This window comes from Herbaspirillum sp. Her3 (assembly GCF_057961275.1).
The window spans coordinates 169231-189381 of sequence record NZ_CM176328.1 but is presented as its reverse complement, the minus strand read 5'-3'; the positions used below and the strand labels follow the sequence as shown (position 1 = coordinate 189381).

Annotated in this window: 9 protein-coding genes, 2 tRNA genes and 6 rRNA genes; 6 read left to right on the top strand and 11 right to left on the bottom strand. The window is 55.1% G+C overall.

What is annotated here, in order from left to right:
• Positions 1 to 4: 4 nt before the first annotated feature.
• From ACVC5H_RS00840 to ACVC5H_RS00815, 6 genes are read left to right on the top strand one after another with little or no spacing between them, the layout of a single operon-like run.
• Entirely contained in the window at positions 5 to 349 is a 345-nt protein-coding gene (locus tag ACVC5H_RS00840; protein ID WP_489620542.1) for an urease subunit beta, read from the top strand.
• Entirely contained in the window at positions 346 to 2046 is a 1701-nt protein-coding gene (gene ureC, locus ACVC5H_RS00835; protein ID WP_489620541.1) for an urease subunit alpha, read from the top strand. Before ACVC5H_RS00840 ends, ureC begins: the two co-directional genes overlap by 4 nt.
• Before the next feature lie 18 nt (positions 2047 to 2064).
• Complete coding sequence (gene ureE / locus ACVC5H_RS00830) at positions 2065 to 2598, top strand: urease accessory protein UreE (RefSeq protein WP_489620540.1); 534 nt, start codon at positions 2065 to 2067, stop codon at positions 2596 to 2598.
• 4 nt (positions 2599 to 2602) lie between these two features.
• Positions 2603 to 3283, top strand: a complete 681-nt coding sequence (locus ACVC5H_RS00825) for an urease accessory protein UreF (RefSeq protein ID WP_489620539.1) — start codon at positions 2603 to 2605, stop codon at positions 3281 to 3283.
• Positions 3284 to 3335: 52 nt separating this feature from the next.
• Complete coding sequence (ureG, locus tag ACVC5H_RS00820; RefSeq protein WP_489620538.1) at positions 3336 to 3968, top strand: urease accessory protein UreG; 633 nt, start codon at positions 3336 to 3338, stop codon at positions 3966 to 3968.
• A 52-nt stretch (positions 3969 to 4020) separates the two neighbouring features.
• Positions 4021 to 4632: a HupE/UreJ family protein gene (locus ACVC5H_RS00815; protein WP_489620537.1), complete on the top strand. Its 612-nt coding sequence runs from the start codon at positions 4021 to 4023 to the stop codon at positions 4630 to 4632.
• 328 nt (positions 4633 to 4960) lie between these two features.
• Here the strand turns inward: ACVC5H_RS00815 and ACVC5H_RS00810 are convergent.
• From ACVC5H_RS00810 to ACVC5H_RS00760, 11 genes are all read right to left on the bottom strand, one after another.
• Positions 4961 to 6060, bottom strand: a protein-coding gene (locus tag ACVC5H_RS00810; RefSeq protein WP_489620536.1) for an IS3 family transposase whose coding sequence is annotated in 2 segments (ribosomal slippage) — positions 4961 to 5808 and positions 5808 to 6060 — 1101 coding nt in all. Because the reading frame shifts where the segments join, the coding sequence is not laid out codon by codon here.
• Between the two features lie 511 nt (positions 6061 to 6571).
• A 5S ribosomal RNA gene (gene rrf, locus ACVC5H_RS00805) occupies positions 6572 to 6684 on the bottom strand.
• A 139-nt stretch (positions 6685 to 6823) separates the two neighbouring features.
• Positions 6824 to 9695, bottom strand: a 23S ribosomal RNA gene (locus ACVC5H_RS00800).
• A gap of 373 nt (positions 9696 to 10068) precedes the next feature.
• Positions 10069 to 10145: transfer RNA gene (locus tag ACVC5H_RS00795), tRNA-Ile, on the bottom strand.
• A gap of 118 nt (positions 10146 to 10263) precedes the next feature.
• A 16S ribosomal RNA gene (locus tag ACVC5H_RS00790) occupies positions 10264 to 11795 on the bottom strand.
• A gap of 538 nt (positions 11796 to 12333) precedes the next feature.
• Positions 12334 to 12446 (bottom strand): 5S ribosomal RNA (rrf, locus tag ACVC5H_RS00785).
• 139 nt (positions 12447 to 12585) lie between these two features.
• Positions 12586 to 15456: ribosomal RNA gene (locus ACVC5H_RS00780) — 23S ribosomal RNA — on the bottom strand.
• Positions 15457 to 15829: 373 nt separating this feature from the next.
• Positions 15830 to 15906 (bottom strand) — tRNA-Ile (locus ACVC5H_RS00775).
• A gap of 118 nt (positions 15907 to 16024) precedes the next feature.
• Positions 16025 to 17556: ribosomal RNA gene (locus tag ACVC5H_RS00770) — 16S ribosomal RNA — on the bottom strand.
• Together the 16S, 23S and 5S rRNA genes with 2 tRNA genes alongside form the textbook arrangement of a ribosomal RNA operon.
• 655 nt (positions 17557 to 18211) lie before the next feature.
• Positions 18212 to 18538 (bottom strand): BON domain-containing protein, encoded by a 327-nt coding sequence (locus ACVC5H_RS00765; RefSeq protein WP_489620535.1) that lies wholly within the window; start codon positions 18536 to 18538, stop codon positions 18212 to 18214.
• 230 nt (positions 18539 to 18768) lie between these two features.
• On the bottom strand, positions 18769 to 20151 hold the full coding sequence (locus ACVC5H_RS00760; RefSeq protein ID WP_489620534.1) for a sigma 54-interacting transcriptional regulator: 1383 nt from the start codon (positions 20149 to 20151) through the stop codon (positions 18769 to 18771).

The window sequence follows — 20151 nt, the reverse complement described above, 5'->3', positions numbered from 1 at the left end:
CGTCATGATTCCAGGCGAAATGCTGGTCGAAGCCGGCGAGATCGAACTCAATACCGGTCGCCCCACCGTGACGGTGACGGTGGCCAATAGCGGCGACCGTCCTATCCAGGTCGGTTCCCATTTCCATTTCTACGAAACCAATCCGGCCCTGTTGTTCGAGCGCGAAGCGGCCTATGGCATGCGCCTCAACATTGCAGCGGGCACGGCCGTGCGCTTCGAGCCCGGTCAGGAACGCACGGTGGAACTGGTGGCGCTGGCGGGAGACCGCCGCGTCTATGGCTTCAATGCGCTGGTGATGGGCAAGCTGAAAGCCCAGCACGGCAATGACAAGAAGGGGCAGGAACAATGAGCAAGATTTCCCGTTCGGCCTATGCCGAGATGTTTGGCCCCACCGTCGGCGACCGCGTGCGCCTGGCCGATACCGAGCTGTTCCTGGAGGTGGAAAAGGACTATACGGTCTATGGCGAAGAAGTGAAATTCGGCGGCGGCAAGGTGATCCGCGATGGCATGGGCCAGTCGCAGCGCGCCTATGCCGACGTGATGGACACGGTGATTACCAATGCGCTCATCGTCGATCACTGGGGCATCGTCAAGGCCGACATCGGCATCAAGTCGGGCAAGATCGCCGGCATCGGCAAGGCCGGCAACCCGGACATCCAGCCCGGCGTGACCATGGCTATTGGCGGCGCCACCGAGATCATTGCCGGGGAAGGCATGATCGTCACCGCAGGCGGCATCGACAGCCACATCCACTTCATCTGCCCGCAGCAGATCGAGGAAGCCCTCATGAGCGGCGTGACCACCATGCTGGGCGGCGGCACCGGACCTGCCGTCGGCACGGCAGCCACCACCTGTACGCCTGGCCCGTGGCACATCCATTCCATGCTGGCTGCGGCCGATGCCTTCCCGATGAACCTCGGTTTCCTCGGCAAGGGCAACGTCAGCCTGCCGCTGCCGCTGGAAGAACAGATCCGCGCCGGGGCCATCGGCCTGAAGTTGCACGAGGACTGGGGTTCCACTCCGGCGGCCATCGACAATTGCCTGACGGTGGCCGATCGCATGGACATCCAGGTGGCCATCCACACCGATACGCTGAACGAAGGCGGTTTCCTGGAGCACACGTTGTCGGCGTTCAAGGACCGTACCATCCACACCTTCCATACCGAAGGCGCGGGCGGCGGCCATGCACCGGACATCATCGCCGCCGTGGGCGAGGGCAACGTGCTGCCTTCCTCCACCAATCCGACGCGTCCCTTCACGGTCAATACGCTGGACGAACACCTGGACATGCTGATGGTCTGCCATCACCTGGACCCGGCCATCGCCGAAGACATCGCCTTTGCCGAATCGCGCATCCGTCGCGAGACCATTGCGGCTGAGGACATCCTGCATGACATCGGCGCGATCTCGATGATGTCGTCCGACTCGCAGGCCATGGGCCGCGTGGGCGAAGTGATCATGCGCACCTGGCAGACCGCGCACAAGATGAAGGTGCAGCGTGGTTCGCTCAAGGAAGATACCTCGCGCAACGACAACTTCCGCATCAAGCGCTACATCGCCAAGTACACCATCAATCCGGCCATCACCCACGGCATCTCGCACGTGGTCGGCTCGCTGGAACCGGGAAAGATCGCTGACATCGTGCTGTGGAAACCGGCCTTCTTCGGGGTCAAGCCGTCGATGATCTTGAAGAGTGGCATGATCGCCGCCGCCCAGATGGGCGACCCGAATGCCTCGATTCCGACACCACAGCCGGTGCATTACCGCATGATGTTCGGCGCCTATGGCGGGGGCCTGAAGACTTCGATGACCTTCGTCTCGCAAGCCGCCTTCGATGCCGGCATCGGTGAGCAGTTGAAGCTCAACAAGCCGGTGGTGGCGGTGAAGAACATGCGCAACCTGCGCAAGCGCGACATGATCCACAACGGTGCCACACCGAAGATGGAAGTCGATGCCGAGACCTATGAGGTGCGCGCCGATGGCGAGCTGCTGGTGTGCGAGCCTGCGCGTTCGCTGCCGCTGGCGCAGCGTTATTTCCTGTTCTGATTTTCTTTAGATTTCTTCATGCTGACTCTCAATACCAAGATAGCCCAGGCCGACCGGATCGACGGCGAACTGGAACTGCCCTACGACCAGCGCGAGAAGAGCCGCCTGCGCGCCACGCTGCGCTCGGGCGAGGACGTGGCGGTGTTCACCGTGCGCGGCACCGTGCTGCGCGATGGTGACCTGCTGCGCGGCGATGATGGCCGCGTGGTCAAGATCATCGCCAAGGCCGAGGCGACCTATCGCGTCGATGCGGCCGATGCGCATCTGCTGCTGCGCTGTGCCTTCCACCTGGGCAATCGTCATACCCAGGCGCATGTGGGGCAGGAGGGCGGTGTCGGTTTCCTGCGCATCCGCAAGGACCCGGTACTGAAGGAGATGCTGGAAGGACTGGGCGCGCGCGTCTGCGAAGAAATGGCGGCCTTCGAACCGGAAGCAGGCGCCTACGGCGGCGGTCATCACCATCATGGCGACGATCATCACCACAATCCGCTGGCACCGATCCCGCTGCGCCAGAAGATTCATCGCCCCGGCGACAAGAAGGAAGAGGGCTGACCCCATGCAAGCCAGCGCCTTGCTCCATCTGCTGCAGCTGAGCAGCCCGTCCCTGCCGATTGGCGCCTACAGCTATTCGCAAGGGCTGGAGGCGGCTATCGAAAATGGACGGGTGAGCAGCGAAGCTTCGGCGCGTGCCTGGATCGGCCATGCCTTGCACGAGGTGGTGGCGCGTTTTGAAGCGCCGATCTTCGCGCGTCTGGTGGCGGCCTTCGAAGCCCGTGATGCACAAGCGGTGACGCTGTGGACCGAGCGCTTCATCGCGGCACGCGACACTTCTGAGTTCCGCGCCGAGACTATCCAGATGGGCTATTCGCTGGGCAAGCTGACCACCGACCTGAAGCTGGGCGATGAGTCCTTGCTGACCATCCTCCAGGCGCAGCCGGAACTGCCCCTGCCGACTTCGCTGGCCTTTGCCACGGTGGCCCTGCAGGTGCCGCGCGAGGCGGCGGTGCTGGGCATGCTCTTCGCCTGGGCCGAGAACCAGGTGCTGGCCTGCGTGAAGACGGTCCCGCTCGGCCAGGTGGCAGGGCAGCGCATCTTGCTCTCGCTGCAGCCGGAGCTGGAGAAGGCTGCGGCGACGGCACTGGCGCTGGAAGACGAGGCGCTGTGCAACTGGGCGCCCGGGCTGTCGCTGCTGTCGATGCAGCATGAGGTGCAGTACAGCCGCATCTATCGCTCTTAATTATTTATATCATTTACGTTTTTTACGCAGACACGAGATCAAGAGACCAACCATGAGCAATCCCACTTCCAATCCGCTGCGCGTGGGCATCGGCGGCCCGGTCGGTTCCGGCAAGACGGCGCTGTGCGAAATGCTGTGCAAGCGCATGCGCGACCACTACGACATGGCCGTCATCACCAATGACATCTACACCAAGGAAGACATGGAGATCCTGCTGCGCGCCGATGCGCTGCCGGCAGAACGCCTGATGGGGGTGGAAACCGGAGGCTGCCCGCACACGGCCATTCGCGAGGATGCCTCGATCAACCTGGAAGCCATTGCTCGCATGAGCGCCGATTTTCCGGATCTGGACCTGATCCTGGTGGAGTCGGGCGGCGACAACCTGGCGGCGACCTTCAGTCCGGAACTGTCGGACCTGACCATCTACGTGATCGACGTGGCCGGTGGCGAGAAGATCCCGCGCAAGGGGGGCCCCGGCATCACGCGCTCGGATCTGCTGATCATCAACAAGACCGACCTGGCGCCTTATGTGGGTGCGAACCTGGACATCATGGCGGCCGATGCCAAGCGCATGCGCGGCGAGCGTCCCTTCGTCTTCACCAATCTGCGCAGTGGCGACGGTGTGGAGAAGGTGATCGAGTACATCCGCAAGCAGGGCTTGCTGGACGAGAAGCCGAAGAACTGAACGCATCCCTTTCAGTGATCAACAATCTGTCGTATCAACTCAAGGAGAAAACATGTTGACCCTCTCGACCAAGACCCGCGCCCGCCTGGGCGTCCTGGCCGTCACCGCGCTGGCGGCCGGCACTGCACTGGCGCATCCTGGCCATCCGGATGCGGCCATGGATGCCTCGGCCAGCATGGCGGCTGGCTTCGCGCACCCGTTCTCGGGTATCGACCACTTGCTGGCCATGCTGGCCGTGGGCGTGTGGGCCGCGCAGAACAAGCAGCGTGCTCTGTGGGTGCTGCCGCTGGCCTTTCCGCTGGTGATGGTGGCGGGTGCGCTGCTGGCCTTCGCTGGCCTGCAGTTGCCGGCGGTGGAGACCGGTATCGCCGCGTCCGTGGCCGTGATGGGCCTGCTGATCGCCTTTGCGGTGCGCATGCCGCTGTGGGGTAGCACGCTGGTGGTGTCGCTGTTTGCGATGTTCCATGGTTACGCACACGGCGCTGAACTGCCGCACGGGAGTTCGGCGGCCTGGTACGGCGCTGGCTTCATCGCTGCGACTGCACTGCTGCACGCGGCGGGCCTGGGCATCGGTCTGATCGCGGGCCAGAAGATGGCTGACCGCGTGGTGCGGGTCGGCGGTGTTGGTATTGCTGCCGTGGGGGCTTACCTGCTGGCAGCTTGAGCCGGCTGGCCTGGTTCTTGCGGACCGGACTGGCGGCGATTGGCGTGAATGGCTGTGTATAAGTTTTCTTCTCGCTTGTTGCTGCCAGGATGGTCTGTGGACAAGATGCGCCAAGCCGAGTGGTTGATGGGGCTGGGGATAAATCGATGTGCTTCCAAAGACTGCGCCCCGGTGATGTGATTGCTGAAAAAGCCGGCTTTGCCGGCTTTTTTATTTGCTTTTGGCGTTGTCCAAGGCGATTTGCAGTACTCGGAATGACGTCAGGTGCGGCAGCTGAAGAAGACGGAAGTGCTTGAGCGAGTGACCTGCGTCGGTAATTTGTAGCCAGTCAGGCAGTGAGTCGGTTGTCGATCATATTCGATTCTAGCCAGGCTCGACGGACCGTAGCTGGAGGTTTGTACTGATGTGCGCTATGCGGCCTGCGCTCGTTGTAGAACTGACGCCATCTTTCAATCAGCACTTTTGCCTCCGCCCGGCTGCGGAACCACTCCCGGTTAAGCAGTTCGTCACGCAGCTTGCCATTGAAGCTTTCCACGAATCCGTTCTGCCATGGACTGCCTGGCGCAATGAAGGCGGGGCCAACGGAGGCATCCCGCAGCCAGCGCATGACCTTGGCCGCTGTGAACTCGGCTCCATTGTCCGACCGAACGTAGGCCGGCTTTCCATGTAACCGCATCAATCGCGAGAGCGTCAGGATGACATCCTGGGAACGCAAACTGGCAGCAACTTCGATGGCCAGGCATTCCCGGGTGTATTCGTCGATCACACACAGCATCTTCAACGAGCGTCCATCCACCATCTGGTCATGAACAAAGTCGTAGCTCCAGACCGAATTAGGCTTGGTTGCTCCGGGTAGCCGAATATCATTGCCGCATCGACGCCTGCGAGGCCGTTTTCGTGGAATGCCCAGTTTGAGCGAGCTCCAGAGTCGTCGCACTCGGGACTCGCCCAAGGCCAGCCAGGCAGACATACGCAGATAGCCGAAGCGAGGGACCTCTTGCGATGCCGCGATGAGCTGCTGCGTCAGGCTCCGATCCTTTTCAGGTTGTAGCAACTGATAACCCGCTACCCGCCGGCTCAGTTCCAGATAACGACATGCCTTGCGTTGCGACAGCCCCCGACGAGTAAGGACTTCCAGCGCTTCGCGCCGGCCCGCGGAGGTCATCATTTTTTTCGGCTTAACTCCTTCAATCCATCAATCACCAGCAGCTGCTCCGCCACCATGCGTTTGAGCTTGTCGTTCTCGGATTCAAGCTCTCTGAGCCGCCGCGCGTCCGAGACATCCATACCGCCAAACTTGTTTCTCCAGCGGTAAAAGGTCTGCTCAGTAATGTTGTGGCGCTTGCACAGATCTACCGTCGCAATCTCCTTGCTCTCTGCTTCTCGCAAGATGCTGATGATCTGTTCGTCCGTAAATCGCTTCTTCATTGAGTTCTCCTTGGGGTTAGCATAAAGAACTCACTTATCCGGTGGCTACAAAATTCGTCTCAGGTCACGAGCAGCTACCCGGCAAAGCGCAGGAGAGCCTGTGAACAAATCATCGGCCTCAATCTCGTAGGCAGAATTTGTGTGGAGAACTTGGCGGGTTGGTATCGAGATGAGATGCCCTGTGGAGAATTCAAGCGTATCGCTGCTGCCGCAGTATGGGCGGTTTGGGGCGATATGAAGGAAAACGACCTCTTGCGGCCAGCTGATCGGCCTTTGTGACGAGCGTCCCGTAAAAATGATGAAGGAAGGGGCTGTTTGACGAGCAAAAGGTCCAGGCTGACGGAGGAGTCAGGTTCGCCAGCGACGCTATCCGTGGTGCTGACGCACTCGGCAGTGTGCTTCCGGATCAGCGGCGAGCACGTGATTCTGCACAATTCACACTGCGCATAAACGGGCCGCCCAAAGCAAAAACCCTCGCTACAGTCGTAACGAGGGTTCTTGGGGATAACAAGCCTGACGATGACCTACTTTCACACTGGTTGCAGCACTATCATCGGCGCGAAGTCGTTTCACGGTCCTGTTCGGGATGGGAAGGGGTGGTACCAACTTGCTATAGTCATCAGGCATAACTTGTAAAGCCAGTTGCTCTCGATGGAGCAGCAACTAACCCAAACTGGAAGAAGTATTTAGTAGATTCTTGGGTGTGATGCACTAGGGCAAACACAATATATGCTCAACTTGTCTATAACAGAGCTAATGTTATAGGAACAAGCCGCACGGGCAATTAGTATCAGTTAGCTTAACGCATTACTGCGCTTCCACACCTGACCTATCAACGTCCTGGTCTCGAACGACCCTTTAGGGGAATCTAGTTCCCGGGAAGTCTCATCTCAAGGCGAGTTTCCCGCTTAGATGCTTTCAGCGGTTATCTCTTCCGAACTTAGCTACTCGGCAATGCCACTGGCGTGACAACCGATACACCAGAGGTTCGTCCACTCCGGTCCTCTCGTACTAGGAGCAGCCCCCTTCAAACTTCCAACGCCCACGGCAGATAGGGACCAAACTGTCTCACGACGTTTTAAACCCAGCTCACGTACCACTTTAAATGGCGAACAGCCATACCCTTGGGACCGGCTACAGCCCCAGGATGTGATGAGCCGACATCGAGGTGCCAAACTCCCCCGTCGATATGAACTCTTGGGAGGAATCAGCCTGTTATCCCCAGAGTACCTTTTATCCGTTGAGCGATGGCCCTTCCATACAGAACCACCGGATCACTATGTCCTACTTTCGTACCTGCTCGACTTGTCAGTCTCGCAGTTAAGCACGCTTATGCCATTGCACTATTAGCACGATGTCCGACCGTACCTAGCGTACCTTCGAACTCCTCCGTTACACTTTGGGAGGAGACCGCCCCAGTCAAACTGCCTACCATGCACTGTCCCCGATCCGGATAACGGACCAAGGTTAGAACCTCAAACAAACCAGGGTGGTATTTCAAGGTCGGCTCCACGCAGACTAGCGTCCACGCTTCAAAGCCTCCCACCTATCCTACACAGATTGGTTCAAAGTCCAATGCAAAGCTACAGTAAAGGTTCATGGGGTCTTTCCGTCTAGCCGCGGGTAGATTGCATCATCACAAACATTTCAACTTCGCTGAGTCTCGGGAGGAGACAGTGTGGCCATCGTTACGCCATTCGTGCAGGTCGGAACTTACCCGACAAGGAATTTCGCTACCTTAGGACCGTTATAGTTACGGCCGCCGTTTACTGGGACTTCAATCAAGAGCTTGCACCCCATCATTTAATCTTCCAGCACCGGGCAGGCGTCACACCCTATACGTCCACTTTCGTGTTTGCAGAGTGCTGTGTTTTTATTAAACAGTCGCAGCCACCATTTTATTGCAACCCTTTTGTCCTTCTGGCGCAGGCCAGTCAAACTACTTGGGCGTACCTTATCCCGAAGTTACGGTACCAATTTGCCGAGTTCCTTCTCCCGAGTTCTCTCAAGCGCCTTAGAATACTCATCTCGCCCACCTGTGTCGGTTTGCGGTACGGTCTCGTTAGACTGAAGCTTAGAGGCTTTTCTTGGAACCACTTCCGATTGCTTCGCGAACAAGTTCGCTCGTCTCGTACCCTTGAATTACGCTGCCGGATTTGCCTAACAGCCTTCTTCGATACAAAAACCGGGACTTCCAACACCCGGACAACCTTCCGCGATCCGTCCCCCCATCGCATCTAACGACGGTGCAGGAATATTAACCTGCTTCCCATCAGCTACGCATCTCTGCCTCGCCTTAGGGGCCGACTCACCCTGCTCCGATGAACGTTGAACAGGAAACCTTGGGCTTACGGCGTGCGGGCTTTTCACCCGCATTATCGCTACTCATGTCAGCATTCGCACTTCTGATACCTCCAGCATCCTTTACAAGACACCTTCACAGGCTTACAGAACGCTCTCCTACCATATCCTTACGGATATCCGCAGCTTCGGTGACTGGCTTAGCCCCGTTACATCTTCCGCGCAGGACGACTCGATCAGTGAGCTATTACGCTTTCTTTAAAGGATGGCTGCTTCTAAGCCAACCTCCTGACTGTTTTAGCCTTCCCACTTCGTTTTCCACTTAGCCAATCTTTGGGACCTTAGCTGGCGGTCTGGGTTGTTTCCCTCTTGACGTCGGACGTTAGCACCCGGCGTCTGTCTCCCAAGCTCGCACTCATCGGTATTCGGAGTTTGCAATGGTTTGGTAAGTCGCGATGACCCCCTAGCCATAACAGTGCTCTACCCCCGATGGTGATACTTGAGGCACTACCTAAATAGTTTTCGGAGAGAACCAGCTATTTCCAGATTTGTTTAGCCTTTCACCCCTATCCACAGCTCATCCCCTAATTTTTCAACATTAGTGGGTTCGGTCCTCCAGTGCGTGTTACCGCACCTTCAACCTGGCCATGGATAGATCATCTGGTTTCGGGTCTACACCCAGCGACTGAACGCCCTATTCGGACTCGATTTCTCTACGCCTTCCCTATTCGGTTAAGCTTGCCACTGAATGTAAGTCGCTGACCCATTATACAAAAGGTACGCAGTCACCCCTTACGAGGCTCCTACTGTTTGTATGCACACGGTTTCAGGATCTATTTCACTCCCCTTCCGGGGTTCTTTTCGCCTTTCCCTCACGGTACTGGTTCACTATCGGTCGATTACGAGTATTTAGCCTTGGAGGATGGTCCCCCCATGTTCAGACAGGATTTCACGTGTCCCGCCCTACTTGTCGCAAGCCTAGTTCCACACCATCGATTTCGCATACGGGGCTATCACCCACTATGGCCGGACTTTCCATTCCGTTCTACTATCGTTGATGCTAAATCTTGCAGGCTGATCCCATTTCGCTCGCCACTACTTTGGGAATCTCGGTTGATTTCTTTTCCTGTAGCTACTTAGATGTTTCAGTTCGCCACGTTCGCTTCGTTACCCTATGTATTCAGATAACGATGACCTTACGGCCGGGTTTCCCCATTCGGAAATCTGCGGATCAAAGCTTGTTTGCCAGCTCCCCGCAGCTTATCGCAAGCTACTACGTCCTTCATCGCCTGTAATCGCCAAGGCATCCACCATGTGCACTTATTCGCTTGTTCCTATAACGTTAGCCTCTTTTGCAAGAGCGTTATATGAAGCGTTGAGTTTTAGCGTTTGCCGTATTCCAAAGTAAGTCTTCTAATTGCTAAGATCACTTCGTAATACTTTGATTGATACAATCACACCCATTTTTTGATTCATACAAGGACCGCAGTCCTGGCATTCATCATTAAATGAATCTTTACTTCTTCCAGATTGTTAAAGAACAAAAACAGCCATTGATCGTAAAAGATCAAACCTAAATCACTACGTCTTGCGTTTTGCGACGCTGACTTAGGTTTGACATTTCTTGGTGGAGGTTGACGGGATCGAACCGACGACCCCCTGCTTGCAAAGCAGGTGCTCTCCCAGCTGAGCTAAACCCCGAAACCTTGGTGGGTCTGGTTGGGCTCGAACCAACGACCCCCGCGTTATCAACACGGTGCTCTAACCAGCTGAGCTACAGACCCGCTTGGATCAGTATCAGTAGCCAGTCAGTGACCTTGTGTCACGGACCGCGCTTCACCAAATAACTGTTCTTAATTTACAGCCGATAAGTGTGGACGCTTAACTTCGTGCGCACTCTAGAAAGGAGGTGATCCAGCCGCACCTTCCGATACGGCTACCTTGTTACGACTTCACCCCAGTCACGAATCCTACCGTGGTGAGCGCCCTCCTTGCGGTTAGGCTACCCACTTCTGGTAAAACCCGCTCCCATGGTGTGACGGGCGGTGTGTACAAGACCCGGGAACGTATTCACCGCGACATGCTGATCCGCGATTACTAGCGATTCCAACTTCATGGAGTCGAGTTGCAGACTCCAATCCGGACTACGATACACTTTCTGGGATTAGCTCCCCCTCGCGGGTTGGCGGCCCTCTGTATGTACCATTGTATGACGTGTGAAGCCCTACCCATAAGGGCCATGAGGACTTGACGTCATCCCCACCTTCCTCCGGTTTGTCACCGGCAGTCTCATTAGAGTGCCCTTTCGTAGCAACTAATGACAAGGGTTGCGCTCGTTGCGGGACTTAACCCAACATCTCACGACACGAGCTGACGACAGCCATGCAGCACCTGTGTGATGGTTCTCTTTCGAGCACTCCCAAATCTCTTCGGGATTCCATCCATGTCAAGGGTAGGTAAGGTTTTTCGCGTTGCATCGAATTAATCCACATCATCCACCGCTTGTGCGGGTCCCCGTCAATTCCTTTGAGTTTTAATCTTGCGACCGTACTCCCCAGGCGGTCTACTTCACGCGTTAGCTGCGTTACCAAGTCAATTAAGACCCGACAACTAGTAGACATCGTTTAGGGCGTGGACTACCAGGGTATCTAATCCTGTTTGCTCCCCACGCTTTCGTGCATGAGCGTCAGTGTTATCCCAGGGGGCTGCCTTCGCCATCGGTATTCCTCCACATATCTACGCATTTCACTGCTACACGTGGAATTCTACCCCCCTCTGACACACTCTAGCCGTGCAGTCACAAATGCAATTCCCAGGTTGAGCCCGGGGATTTCACATCTGTCTTACACAACCGCCTGCGCACGCTTTACGCCCAGTAATTCCGATTAACGCTTGCACCCTACGTATTACCGCGGCTGCTGGCACGTAGTTAGCCGGTGCTTATTCTTCAGGTACCGTCATTAGTAGTAGATATTAGCCACCACCGTTTCTTCCCTGACAAAAGAGCTTTACAACCCGAAGGCCTTCTTCACTCACGCGGCATTGCTGGATCAGGGTTGCCCCCATTGTCCAAAATTCCCCACTGCTGCCTCCCGTAGGAGTCTGGGCCGTGTCTCAGTCCCAGTGTGGCTGGTCGTCCTCTCAGACCAGCTACTGATCGTCGCCTTGGTAGGCTTTTACCCCACCAACTAGCTAATCAGATATCGGCCGCTCCAGGAGCATGAGGTCTTGCGATCCCCCACTTTCATCCGTAGATCGTATGCGGTATTAGCTAATCTTTCGACTAGTTATCCCCACTCTAGGGCACGTTCCGATATATTACTCACCCGTTCGCCACTCGCCATCAGGAGCAAGCTCCTATGCTGCCGTTCGACTTGCATGTGTAAGGCATGCCGCCAGCGTTCAATCTGAGCCAGGATCAAACTCTTTAGTTTAATCTCTGTTTTGTGCCATTTCTGGCTACCCCGAAGGGCATCGCTCTCTCAAAATACTGACAGGTAATTTCTTGCGATCTTACCTATATTTCTTGTGAGCATTTAATATGTAAAGTTTCCAGAACCGAAGTTCTGTCGCACTTCATTAAACGCCCACGCTTATCGGCTGTTAATTTTTAAAGATCTGTCTGCATCAAACGCGCTGCGCGCTGTTTGCATCGCTGCGAATCGTTTTGTTCGTCAGCAGCAGAGAAACGAGATTATGTAGCAGTTTGTTTATCGCGTCAACTACTTTTTTGCGATTCGTTTTAAATTTTTTCGTCTTCGCTTTTACTTCCGCTCGACTACTTCCAATTTAAAACGCACTTCAAACTGCTTCACACCTCTTTGCTTGCCGGTTCAGCCTGGTTCGCTTTTCAGCGGTAACCACCAATCCGGCCAGCTCGCCTAAGACTCACTCATATTTCATGGTCTTACACGTATACTTAAAAGCAAAAACCCTCGCTACAGTCGTAACGAGGGTTCTTGGGGATAACAAGCCTGACGATGACCTACTTTCACACTGGTTGCAGCACTATCATCGGCGCGAAGTCGTTTCACGGTCCTGTTCGGGATGGGAAGGGGTGGTACCAACTTGCTATAGTCATCAGGCATAACTTGTAAAGCCAGTTGCTCTCGATGGAGCAGCAACTAACCCAAACTGGAAGAAGTATTTAGTAGATTCTTGGGTGTGATGCACTAGGGCAAACACAATATATGCTCAACTTGTCTATAACAGAGCTAATGTTATAGGAACAAGCCGCACGGGCAATTAGTATCAGTTAGCTTAACGCATTACTGCGCTTCCACACCTGACCTATCAACGTCCTGGTCTCGAACGACCCTTTAGGGGAATCTAGTTCCCGGGAAGTCTCATCTCAAGGCGAGTTTCCCGCTTAGATGCTTTCAGCGGTTATCTCTTCCGAACTTAGCTACTCGGCAATGCCACTGGCGTGACAACCGATACACCAGAGGTTCGTCCACTCCGGTCCTCTCGTACTAGGAGCAGCCCCCTTCAAACTTCCAACGCCCACGGCAGATAGGGACCAAACTGTCTCACGACGTTTTAAACCCAGCTCACGTACCACTTTAAATGGCGAACAGCCATACCCTTGGGACCGGCTACAGCCCCAGGATGTGATGAGCCGACATCGAGGTGCCAAACTCCCCCGTCGATATGAACTCTTGGGAGGAATCAGCCTGTTATCCCCAGAGTACCTTTTATCCGTTGAGCGATGGCCCTTCCATACAGAACCACCGGATCACTATGTCCTACTTTCGTACCTGCTCGACTTGTCAGTCTCGCAGTTAAGCACGCTTATGCCATTGCACTATTAGCACGATGTCCGACCGTACCTAGCGTACCTTCGAACTCCTCCGTTACACTTTGGGAGGAGACCGCCCCAGTCAAACTGCCTACCATGCACTGTCCCCGATCCGGATAACGGACCAAGGTTAGAACCTCAAACAAACCAGGGTGGTATTTCAAGGTCGGCTCCACGCAGACTAGCGTCCACGCTTCAAAGCCTCCCACCTATCCTACACAGATTGGTTCAAAGTCCAATGCAAAGCTACAGTAAAGGTTCATGGGGTCTTTCCGTCTAGCCGCGGGTAGATTGCATCATCACAAACATTTCAACTTCGCTGAGTCTCGGGAGGAGACAGTGTGGCCATCGTTACGCCATTCGTGCAGGTCGGAACTTACCCGACAAGGAATTTCGCTACCTTAGGACCGTTATAGTTACGGCCGCCGTTTACTGGGACTTCAATCAAGAGCTTGCACCCCATCATTTAATCTTCCAGCACCGGGCAGGCGTCACACCCTATACGTCCACTTTCGTGTTTGCAGAGTGCTGTGTTTTTATTAAACAGTCGCAGCCACCATTTTATTGCAACCCTTTTGTCCTTCTGGCGCAGGCCAGTCAAACTACTTGGGCGTACCTTATCCCGAAGTTACGGTACCAATTTGCCGAGTTCCTTCTCCCGAGTTCTCTCAAGCGCCTTAGAATACTCATCTCGCCCACCTGTGTCGGTTTGCGGTACGGTCTCGTTAGACTGAAGCTTAGAGGCTTTTCTTGGAACCACTTCCGATTGCTTCGCGAACAAGTTCGCTCGTCTCGTACCCTTGAATTACGCTGCCGGATTTGCCTAACAGCCTTCTTCGATACAAAAACCGGGACTTCCAACACCCGGACAACCTTCCGCGATCCGTCCCCCCATCGCATCTAACGACGGTGCAGGAATATTAACCTGCTTCCCATCAGCTACGCATCTCTGCCTCGCCTTAGGGGCCGACTCACCCTGCTCCGATGAACGTTGAACAGGAAACCTTGGGCTTACGGCGTGCGGGCTTTTCACCCGCATTATCGCTACTCATGTCAGCATTCGCACTTCTGATACCTCCAGCATCCTTTACAAGACACCTTCACAGGCTTACAGAACGCTCTCCTACCATATCCTTACGGATATCCGCAGCTTCGGTGACTGGCTTAGCCCCGTTACATCTTCCGCGCAGGACGACTCGATCAGTGAGCTATTACGCTTTCTTTAAAGGATGGCTGCTTCTAAGCCAACCTCCTGACTGTTTTAGCCTTCCCACTTCGTTTTCCACTTAGCCAATCTTTGGGACCTTAGCTGGCGGTCTGGGTTGTTTCCCTCTTGACGTCGGACGTTAGCACCCGGCGTCTGTCTCCCAAGCTCGCACTCATCGGTATTCGGAGTTTGCAATGGTTTGGTAAGTCGCGATGACCCCCTAGCCATAACAGTGCTCTACCCCGATGGTGATACTTGAGGCACTACCTAAATAGTTTTCGGAGAGAACCAGCTATTTCCAGATTTGTTTAGCCTTTCACCCCTATCCACAGCTCATCCCCTAATTTTTCAACATTAGTGGGTTCGGTCCTCCAGTGCGTGTTACCGCACCTTCAACCTGGCCATGGATAGATCATCTGGTTTCGGGTCTACACCCAGCGACTGAACGCCCTATTCGGACTCGATTTCTCTACGCCTTCCCTATTCGGTTAAGCTTGCCACTGAATGTAAGTCGCTGACCCATTATACAAAAGGTACGCAGTCACCCCTTACGAGGCTCCTACTGTTTGTATGCACACGGTTTCAGGATCTATTTCACTCCCCTTCCGGGGTTCTTTTCGCCTTTCCCTCACGGTACTGGTTCACTATCGGTCGATTACGAGTATTTAGCCTTGGAGGATGGTCCCCCCATGTTCAGACAGGATTTCACGTGTCCCGCCCTACTTGTCGCAAGCCTAGTTCCACACCATCGATTTCGCATACGGGGCTATCACCCACTATGGCCGGACTTTCCATTCCGTTCTACTATCGTTGATGCTAAATCTTGCAGGCTGATCCCATTTCGCTCGCCACTACTTTGGGAATCTCGGTTGATTTCTTTTCCTGTAGCTACTTAGATGTTTCAGTTCGCCACGTTCGCTTCGTTACCCTATGTATTCAGATAACGATGACCTTACGGCCGGGTTTCCCCATTCGGAAATCTGCGGATCAAAGCTTGTTTGCCAGCTCCCCGCAGCTTATCGCAAGCTACTACGTCCTTCATCGCCTGTAATCGCCAAGGCATCCACCATGTGCACTTATTCGCTTGTTCCTATAACGTTAGCCTCTTTTGCAAGAGCGTTATATGAAGCGTTGAGTTTTAGCGTTTGCCGTATTCCAAAGTAAGTCTTCTAATTGCTAAGATCACTTCGTAATACTTTGATTGATACAATCACACCCATTTTTTGATTCATACAAGGACCGCAGTCCTGGCATTCATCATTAAATGAATCTTTACTTCTTCCAGATTGTTAAAGAACAAAAACAGCCATTGATCGTAAAAGATCAAACCTAAATCACTACGTCTTGCGTTTTGCGACGCTGACTTAGGTTTGACATTTCTTGGTGGAGGTTGACGGGATCGAACCGACGACCCCCTGCTTGCAAAGCAGGTGCTCTCCCAGCTGAGCTAAACCCCGAAACCTTGGTGGGTCTGGTTGGGCTCGAACCAACGACCCCCGCGTTATCAACACGGTGCTCTAACCAGCTGAGCTACAGACCCGCTTGGATCAGTATCAGTAGCCAGTCAGTGACCTTGTGTCACGGACCGCGCTTCACCAAATAACTGTTCTTAATTTACAGCCGATAAGTGTGGACGCTTAACTTCGTGCGCACTCTAGAAAGGAGGTGATCCAGCCGCACCTTCCGATACGGCTACCTTGTTACGACTTCACCCCAGTCACGAATCCTACCGTGGTGAGCGCCCTCCTTGCGGTTAGGCTACCCACTTCTGGTAAAACCCGCTCCCATGGTGTGACGGGCGGTGTGTACAAGACCCGGGAACGTATTCACCGCGACATGCTGATCCGCGATTACTAGCGATTCCAACTTCATGGAGTCGAGTTGCAGACTCCAATCCGGACTACGATACACTTTCTGGGATTAGCTCCCCCTCGCGGGTTGGCGGCCCTCTGTATGTACCATTGTATGACGTGTGAAGCCCTACCCATAAGGGCCATGAGGACTTGACGTCATCCCCACCTTCCTCCGGTTTGTCACCGGCAGTCTCATTAGAGTGCCCTTTCGTAGCAACTAATGACAAGGGTTGCGCTCGTTGCGGGACTTAACCCAACATCTCACGACACGAGCTGACGACAGCCATGCAGCACCTGTGTGATGGTTCTCTTTCGAGCACTCCCAAATCTCTTCGGGATTCCATCCATGTCAAGGGTAGGTAAGGTTTTTCGCGTTGCATCGAATTAATCCACATCATCCACCGCTTGTGCGGGTCCCCGTCAATTCCTTTGAGTTTTAATCTTGCGACCGTACTCCCCAGGCGGTCTACTTCACGCGTTAGCTGCGTTACCAAGTCAATTAAGACCCGACAACTAGTAGACATCGTTTAGGGCGTGGACTACCAGGGTATCTAATCCTGTTTGCTCCCCACGCTTTCGTGCATGAGCGTCAGTGTTATCCCAGGGGGCTGCCTTCGCCATCGGTATTCCTCCACATATCTACGCATTTCACTGCTACACGTGGAATTCTACCCCCCTCTGACACACTCTAGCCGTGCAGTCACAAATGCAATTCCCAGGTTGAGCCCGGGGATTTCACATCTGTCTTACACAACCGCCTGCGCACGCTTTACGCCCAGTAATTCCGATTAACGCTTGCACCCTACGTATTACCGCGGCTGCTGGCACGTAGTTAGCCGGTGCTTATTCTTCAGGTACCGTCATTAGTAGTAGATATTAGCCACCACCGTTTCTTCCCTGACAAAAGAGCTTTACAACCCGAAGGCCTTCTTCACTCACGCGGCATTGCTGGATCAGGGTTGCCCCCATTGTCCAAAATTCCCCACTGCTGCCTCCCGTAGGAGTCTGGGCCGTGTCTCAGTCCCAGTGTGGCTGGTCGTCCTCTCAGACCAGCTACTGATCGTCGCCTTGGTAGGCTTTTACCCCACCAACTAGCTAATCAGATATCGGCCGCTCCAGGAGCATGAGGTCTTGCGATCCCCCACTTTCATCCGTAGATCGTATGCGGTATTAGCTAATCTTTCGACTAGTTATCCCCACTCTAGGGCACGTTCCGATATATTACTCACCCGTTCGCCACTCGCCATCAGGAGCAAGCTCCTATGCTGCCGTTCGACTTGCATGTGTAAGGCATGCCGCCAGCGTTCAATCTGAGCCAGGATCAAACTCTTTAGTTTAATCTCTGTTTTGTGCCATTTCTGGCTACCCCGAAGGGCATCGCTCTCTCAAAATACTGACAGGTAATTTCTTGCGATCTTACCTATATTTCTTGTGAGCATTTAATATGTAAAGTTTCCAGAACCGAAGTTCTGTCGCACTTCATTAAACGCCCACGCTTATCGGCTGTTAATTTTTAAAGATCTGTCTGCATCAAACGCGCTGCGCGCTGTTTGCATCGCTGCGAATCGTTTTGTTCGTCAGCAGCAGAGAAACGAGATTATGTAGCAGTTTGTTTATCGCGTCAACTACTTTTTTGCGATTCGTTTTAAATTTTTTCGTCTTCGCTTTTACTTCCGCTCGACTACTTCCAATTTAAAACGTACTTCAAACTGCTTCACTGCTCTTTGCTTCGCCGACCTCCGTCGCTCTGTTTTTCAACTTCGCTTCGTGTGTCGCGTCAGCAGGGGGCGAACTATAGCAATGCCCTTCATACCGTGCAAGCACTTTTTGAAGAATTATCGAAAATAATTTAGACCGATACCCTCCCGGCTTCCATCAGCCGCTCGCAAAGCCATGCCAGGCAAGCTTTTCAGCGGATTCACGAAAACCTTAAAAGCAAAAAGAAACCGGACCATCCCTAACGGGATGGCCCGGTTTCTTTTCTGATCCGCCTTATCCAGCCTTTACCGTCAGATCACTTTTCACATCGCGTACGCCCTCAACACCTGCCACGAGCTGCAATGCATGCTGTCCCAATTCCGCACTGGGCACGGATCCCTTCAAGGTAACCACACCATCCTTGGTAACGACCTTGATCTTCATGGACGAGACCTGCTTGTCCTCCAGCAGTGCCGCCTTCACCTTGGCCGTAATCACGGAGTCATCTATATAGGCGCCGGCCTTCTGCGCGCTCGGTGCATCGGCCGCCTGCACGGCCGGGGCGGCAGCAATGAACAAACCGGCAGCCAGCAGGGGTGCGACGAATGAAGTCTTTTTCATGGTGTTCTCCTAACGATAATCATCTGGACCATGCTCTACACGAAACTTATATAGAGCAATTCTTGCCTGCTTATTGGCAAGCTGCGTGCCACCCGGAATTTTCGGCAATAGAATCAAAGACTTACAGAATTTCGACAAACCAGGACTTCATCTGATCAGCTTGAAAACTGTCCGTTAACGTCGGTTTAGCCCGACGCCCAGCCCCCGGGATTTCCCGCAAGTCCTTGATTTCAAACGACTCCATCCTGTCGCTCCAGCACGACGGGCTCCTCGCCACCACGGAAGCGGCGCGGATCCAGACCATTCTTCTGCAGCAGGCGGTAGAACTCGGTGCGGTTGCGATCAGCCAGCCGGGCAGCATCCGACACATTGCCATCGGTCAGCTTCAACAGCCGCACCAGGTAATCGCGCTCGAACTTCTGCTTGGCTTCGGCATAACGCAGCAGGTCCAGCGTCGGCACCCGCAGCGCGCGCTGCACGAGCGAAGCGGGGATCAGCGGTGCAGTCGACAGCGCGCACACCTGTTCCACCACATTGAAGAGCTGGCGCACATTACCGGGCCAGTGCGCCAGGCTCAGCACCTCCAGTGCATCGGGCGCAAACCCGGTCAGGCGTTTGGGCGACCTGGCGGCGATGGTCTTGAGGAAATGATTGGCCAGCAAGGCGATATCCTCGCGCCGCTCCTCCAGCGGCGGCAGGCTGAGCGTGACCACGTTGAGCCGGTAGTAGAGATCGGCACGGAAGTGGCCCTGGTTCATGGCCGCCTCCAGGTCGCGGTGGGTCGCCGAGATCACCCGTACGTCAACCTCGGCCGGCTGGTTGGCGCCGACCTGGCGCACGGTCTTTTCCTGCAGTACCCGCAAGAGCTTGACCTGCAAGGCCAGCGGCATATCGCCGATTTCATCGAGAAACAGGGTGCCGCCATCGGCCGCCTGGAACAAACCTTCACGATGCTCCACAGCGCCCGTAAATGCGCCCTTCACGTGACCGAACAGTTCGGACTCCAGCAACTGCTCCGGAATGGCCCCGCAATTGACGGCCACGAAGGGCTTGCCGGCGCGCGCACTGGCACGGTGGATGGCGCGGGCCAGCACCTCCTTGCCGGTTCCGCTATCGCCCCGGATCAGGATGCTGGCGTCCGAGGCCGCCACCAGCCGGGCCTCGGCCAGCAGCTCATCGATGCGCTGGCTGCGGCTGATGATGTCGGCGCGCCAGGCTTCCTCCGGCGCTTCCTGGGCCGGCGCGGACAGGCTCAGGGCCTGGGCTACCTTGTCCAGCAGCACGTGGCCATCAAAGGGCTTGGTCAGATAGGCGAAGGCGCCCTGGGTGGTGGCCTCGACCGCATCGGGAATGGTGCCATGGGCCGTCAGCAGGATCACCGGCAAGGCGGGATAGCGGCTGCGGATCTCGGCAAAGAGCGCCAGTCCATCCATGCCAGGCAGCCGTACGTCGGTGATGACCAGCGCCGGCAAGGCAATGGCCAGCTGGGCCAGGGCAGCCTCGGCGCTTTCCACGGCCAGGACGCGGTAGCCGCTGGCATTGAGGCGCAGCGTCAACAGGCGCAACAGGTCGGGATCATCGTCGACCAGCATCAGGGGGGCAGTCTTTCCCAT

What these genes read in the sequence shown, in the direction of transcription:
- ureG (WP_489620538.1), top strand. Translation starts at nt 3,336, where the DNA reads ATGAGCAATCCCACTTCCAATCCGCTGCGCGTGGGCATCGGCGGCCCG.
- ACVC5H_RS00815 (WP_489620537.1), top strand. Translation starts at nt 4,021, where the DNA reads ATGTTGACCCTCTCGACCAAGACCCGCGCCCGCCTGGGCGTCCTGGCC.
- ureE (WP_489620540.1), top strand. Translation starts at nt 2,065, where the DNA reads ATGCTGACTCTCAATACCAAGATAGCCCAGGCCGACCGGATCGACGGC.
- ACVC5H_RS00765 (WP_489620535.1), bottom strand. Translation starts at nt 18,538, where the DNA reads ATGAAAAAGACTTCATTCGTCGCACCCCTGCTGGCTGCCGGTTTGTTC.
- ACVC5H_RS00840 (WP_489620542.1), top strand. Translation starts at nt 5, where the DNA reads ATGATTCCAGGCGAAATGCTGGTCGAAGCCGGCGAGATCGAACTCAAT.
- ACVC5H_RS00825 (WP_489620539.1), top strand. Translation starts at nt 2,603, where the DNA reads ATGCAAGCCAGCGCCTTGCTCCATCTGCTGCAGCTGAGCAGCCCGTCC.
- ACVC5H_RS00760 (WP_489620534.1), bottom strand. Translation starts at nt 20,151, where the DNA reads ATGGGAAAGACTGCCCCCCTGATGCTGGTCGACGATGATCCCGACCTG.
- ureC (WP_489620541.1), top strand. Translation starts at nt 346, where the DNA reads ATGAGCAAGATTTCCCGTTCGGCCTATGCCGAGATGTTTGGCCCCACC.